Source organism: Pseudomonas amygdali, from assembly GCF_002699855.1.
Classification (GTDB): Bacteria; Pseudomonadota; Gammaproteobacteria; order Pseudomonadales; family Pseudomonadaceae; genus Aquipseudomonas; species Aquipseudomonas amygdali.
On sequence record NZ_LKBW01000129.1, the window covers coordinates 1 to 4,301 of the forward strand.

4 protein-coding genes and 1 pseudogene are annotated in these 4,301 nt (G+C 54.6%); 3 read left to right on the plus strand and 2 right to left on the minus strand.

The window, feature by feature from the left end; genetic code table 11:
- Window positions 1–240: 240 nt before the first annotated feature.
- Window positions 241–1,440, plus strand: a complete 1,200-nt coding sequence (locus AO277_RS11290) for a XylR family transcriptional regulator (protein WP_044320086.1) — start codon at window positions 241–243, stop codon at window positions 1,438–1,440.
- A gap of 5 nt (window positions 1,441–1,445) precedes the next feature.
- Here AO277_RS11290 and AO277_RS11295 read toward each other — a convergent pair whose 3' ends face one another.
- A complete protein-coding gene (locus tag AO277_RS11295) occupies window positions 1,446–2,213 on the minus strand; it encodes a C1 family peptidase (RefSeq protein WP_044320085.1) in 768 nt (255 codons plus the stop codon).
- Window positions 2,214–2,615: 402 nt separating this feature from the next.
- On the opposite strand from AO277_RS11295, the gene AO277_RS11300 reads away from it, so the two are divergent.
- Window positions 2,616–3,068 carry a DUF3237 family protein gene (locus tag AO277_RS11300; RefSeq protein ID WP_044320084.1) on the plus strand — a complete coding sequence of 151 codons (453 nt, stop codon included), beginning with the start codon at window positions 2,616–2,618 and terminating at the stop codon, window positions 3,066–3,068.
- Between the two features lie 321 nt (window positions 3,069–3,389).
- Here AO277_RS11300 and AO277_RS11305 read toward each other — a convergent pair whose 3' ends face one another.
- Window positions 3,390–3,821 carry a VirK family protein gene (locus AO277_RS11305; RefSeq protein ID WP_002553374.1) on the minus strand — a complete coding sequence of 144 codons (432 nt, stop codon included), beginning with the start codon at window positions 3,819–3,821 and terminating at the stop codon, window positions 3,390–3,392.
- A 207-nt stretch (window positions 3,822–4,028) separates the two neighbouring features.
- Between AO277_RS11305 and AO277_RS11310 the strand changes: the two are divergent.
- A pseudogene (locus AO277_RS11310) lies at window positions 4,029–4,229 on the plus strand (methyl-accepting chemotaxis protein); the annotation flags it as partial.
- Between the last annotated feature and the right edge of the window lie 72 nt (window positions 4,230–4,301).

The window sequence follows — 4,301 nt, forward strand, 5'->3', positions numbered from 1 at the left end:
CAACGATCAGATGAAATTTCATAACGGTCAGTCATGATGGCCCTCTTGGCAACCAGAGGACATCATTTTAACCAAGGCGACTTTTCAGACAAACCCTAGCAACGGCCCCAGGCCTGCTGATTATGAAAATCGTCAACGCGCAGTGCGATTTTGAGTATTGAGATTGGTCCTTTGCGGGCCTAGTCTGTGTTGAGCGATGTAGTGCTTATCGAATCAATATAAAAAACCGGCATAAAAATAATGAAAACCGTCCCCCCCGTTCACCGTATTGCACTGTTGTTCAACGGCAGCAAAATCTATGACCGCGGCATCATCAGCGGCATCGGCAACTACCTAAGCAGTACCCGGGTGTCCTGGGATCTGTTTCTGGAGGAAGATTTTCTCTGTCGCCTGAAAGGCATCGAGCGTTGGCAGGGTGACGGGATCATTGCCGACTTCGACGACCCGCTGATTGGCGAGGCATTGGCTGGCATCAGGCTGCCGGTGCTGGCGGTAGGCGGTTCCTATCAGGATCAGCGCGCCTACCCGAAGGGCATTCCCTATGTCGCGACCGACAACCACGCCTTGATCAAGGCCGCCTACGAGCATTTGATAGTGGCCGGGCTGACCCGCTTTGCCTGCTTCAGTCTGCCTGAGGCTCAGGCCAATCGCTGGGCGCAGGAGCGCGAGCAGGCCTTTCGTCGACTGCTGCAGCGCGACGGCCTTCACGCCGAGGTTTATCGCGGCCTGGGCACCAGTGCACCGCTCTGGGACAGCGCTGTGGAACAGCAGATCGCCTGGCTGCAAAGCCTGCCCAAGCCTATCGGGATCATTGCCGTGACAGATGCCCGCGCCCGTCAGTTGTTGCAGGCCTGCCTGACTGCCGGAATTGCCGTGCCTGAACAAGTGGCGCTGATCGGCATCGACAACGATCCGTTGACCAGAACCCTCACGCGTGTCCCGCTGAGCTCGGTGGTTCAAGGCACCGACACAATGGGCCGAACCGCCGCGCGCCTGCTGCACCAGATGTTGCATGGCATGCCGTCTTCCGGCACCCACATTCTGATACCGCCGGACGCTGTCAACGTACAGGCTTCGAGTCTGCACCAACCGTTGGGGGACCCGTATGTCATGCAGGCGTTGCTGTTTATCCGGCAGTACGCGTGCCAAGGCATCAAGACCGCTCAGGTAGCCGCGTACGTGGGCGTTTCGCGCTCGTCGCTGGAAGCGCATTTTCGCCGGGTGCGGGGCTGTAGCGTGCATGACGAGATCCTGCGTTTCAAACTGGCCGCTGCCGCACACGGGCTGCAAAATACGGACTGCGCAATTGCCGACATCGCACGCGATTGTGGTTTCCGGTCGGCGCAATACCTGCATACGGTCTTTCGCCGGGAATTTGGTTGCACGCCGCGAGAGTACCTGCAAGGTGTCAATGCGGCAGTGCAATGCCCAGGTGCCTGAGAAGGTCAGGCAGCCACGACCCTTATCGTCCAGAAGTCGGTGGACAGATTTTCATCCAGCAGATAGCTGTACGGCAGGGTGAAGTAGCCTTCCATGCCCCAGCCAGTGCCCCATGAGTTGCGCAGGATGAAATGCTGATGGGCATCGTTGTAACCCACCGCCAACACGCAGTGCCCTCCGAGCATTTTTTCGTGAGGGCCCGGCATCGGGGCATGACCGGTCTGGGCGACTTTCTTGCTTTCAAAGCTCTCGTAGACGGAAAAACCAATGACAAACGGATAGCCTGCCGCCATGCAGCCTTTCATCTGGTTGAGGTTTTGCGCAACCTTCTGGTAGGACACCGCTTTGTATTTTCTAGCGTCCTTGTAGCAGGCAGCCGGAGGTTTGACAGCGAACTTTTCAATGTCATAAGGCCACTCTTTTTCAGGGCAATCACCTTGCTCCGCTACACTTTTGATTCCGTGGCGGATCATCGCGCCGCTGTCCGAATCGACGGTATGCTCAATGACCCGTTCGTTGTAGTAGATAAACAACCGCGAGGGCTCGAATGCTGGCGTCAGCTTTTGCTTCATGCGATCAAACTGAATCGCTCCGGCAATACCGTTCGCGGTACAACTGCCCAGTTGGCCCTGGTCGTATACGGGCTGGCAATGGGGACGCAGATCAACCATGTGTGGGAGCGCCGCCAGCGCCGTTGTGGGGGCCGCATAAAGATGATCTCGATGATCAGGCAGATCGCGAATCCATCCATACTGTTTCACGGTATAGGTCATTTCGTATCTCCTTGTAAGACACTGTCGGAAAAGTTGACAGTCCTCATGTAAACAGGTTTTTGGCAGGCGCGGATTAAACTTCATTTAGTAAGTAGTGAGCTATGAGTTGGCCGAGTGGGCTCATTTGGCCAGTACTGTTAGTTGAGTAATAGGCCATGTGAATCAATTTTTAAATGAACTTGCGGGATAGAATTTCCGCTTTTTTCTGCGCTGGGTACGAGCCACAGAGATTTATCGAAAGTGGCAAAACGATACTGCTTTACAGACGCTTATCCTAAGGCTCATAAGCGTACCAGTCGGTACATTTAAATTGACAGCATGCGATGTCCGGGCTAAAAGAAACACCTCGGTACAGTTATGGGCAGGCGCGAGCCACCGCATGCAAGATGAGGGGTAGAGGGGATGGAGACGATGCAACTGCATGAAATACTGGCTGCTCACCTGCGTATCGATAAGCCGCAAGCGCTTTGTAACCCTCAACGAGGGCAACGCAGCAGCGGTGAGATACTGGGAGGAGAATTTAACGGCGATCGATTGCAGGGGCAGGTTCTTCCGGGAGGTAGCCTTTTTCTCGTGCCCCAGGATGACAGCCTTGCACGATTCAGCCTGTACTACACCTTGCTGACTGACGACGGAATAAAGATAGATGTCGTCGGAGAAGGGCTCGTGGCCTTCGATGAAACGGACCGCGCGCCATTCGCCGAATCGCGCTGTCGGTGCACGTGCAGCAAACAGTTCAGCGTTCCTTCCGGCGCTCATGATTACCTGCTGAGAAACCTGTACGTCGGCAGATTAAATATAAAAGCCGGGGATGACCGCCTGCGTGTCAGTATTTATCAGGTTAACGAGATATAGAGAGCCTTCAAAGAAGCGCGTGGGTGTGAAAGCAAGTGTCAAGTGTGTTATCAACGTATAAACCTTGTCGCTGACACTTGGCGGGTCGGCGTGATGGCGTTTAAATCATTTTTGCTGGTTATGTATATAACCAGAGACTGGTCAGTCTGACAGGGCTGCTTGCGTGCAGGCTGGGTTCAACCATTCTCAGTTTATCAATCGGGTTTGACGTGCTCGAAATTGTCCACCAATAAGCAATTCAAGCGTTACTTTCAAGGGCGTGAGGACGGTCTGTCGCCCACGCCGGATATATGTCTGGTTCATTTGGTTGTGGCGTGACCGTTACTGGCTGGCAAAAAAGCTTAGTCCTTTGCCGATCGCGCATTCATAACTCACCGGATTGCCGACCTGCTGGTATCCGGGAACACTCAGCGTCGTCATGCTGAATACTGCACTGCCATTAGAGCGTATCTGGTAGCGAATGAACTGCTCGATGGGCTTGTTATCGCGATCGAGGGTGAAGTGGCTGTCCGAGAACGCGAGGGTGCCGTCGGGAGTGATGCGGTAGGCATCGATGCGTTTGCCGCCTTTGGTTTTGGACGGCTCGGCACCCGCGACCGAAGACTTGCATTGCCCAAGATCAATCGCCACAGCGACCGACTCTCCGGTGTTCAACGCCTGGACGATAGCGGGGTAGCTGACCAGCGCGTCGCCAGCATGAGCAGCACCGGGCAGTGCAAGGGCAAGTAATGCGGCAGCGTAATAATGTTTCATGGCAACTCCAGTAAGTCAGTCTGAAGGTTGAAAAGACCGTCATCTCGTGGTTATCGAGCGTCGCGAAACCTACCATAAGGTTTCCTTGAAGTGGGCCCTGAATAGCAGTGGCACGGCTCTGATTCGACGTTCTTCATTCTTTTTCTCGATCAGCCGATAGAAATGACGGTGCTAATTTATTCGTCAGCCACGGGAAGGGGATTGAGCATGCTGAGACAGCTGAAAATAGCCGCGCGGACCTCCGCCTGCTTTGCGTTGATGGTGGTGCTGGTGTTCGGGCTTGGTATTTTTAGCATTCAGCAATTGCACGGTATTCGTGAGCAATCGCTTGAAATCGAAAACGACGCGCTTCCAGGGATTGCGCTGGGTGACGATATTGCCCTGGCGGTCGAGAAAACCCGCACCACCGGGGAGTATCAGTTTTTTTGTGTTCGGGCTGGTTAGGGCCTGCCGTCAGGCAGGCCCTTGTTTTACCAGCTC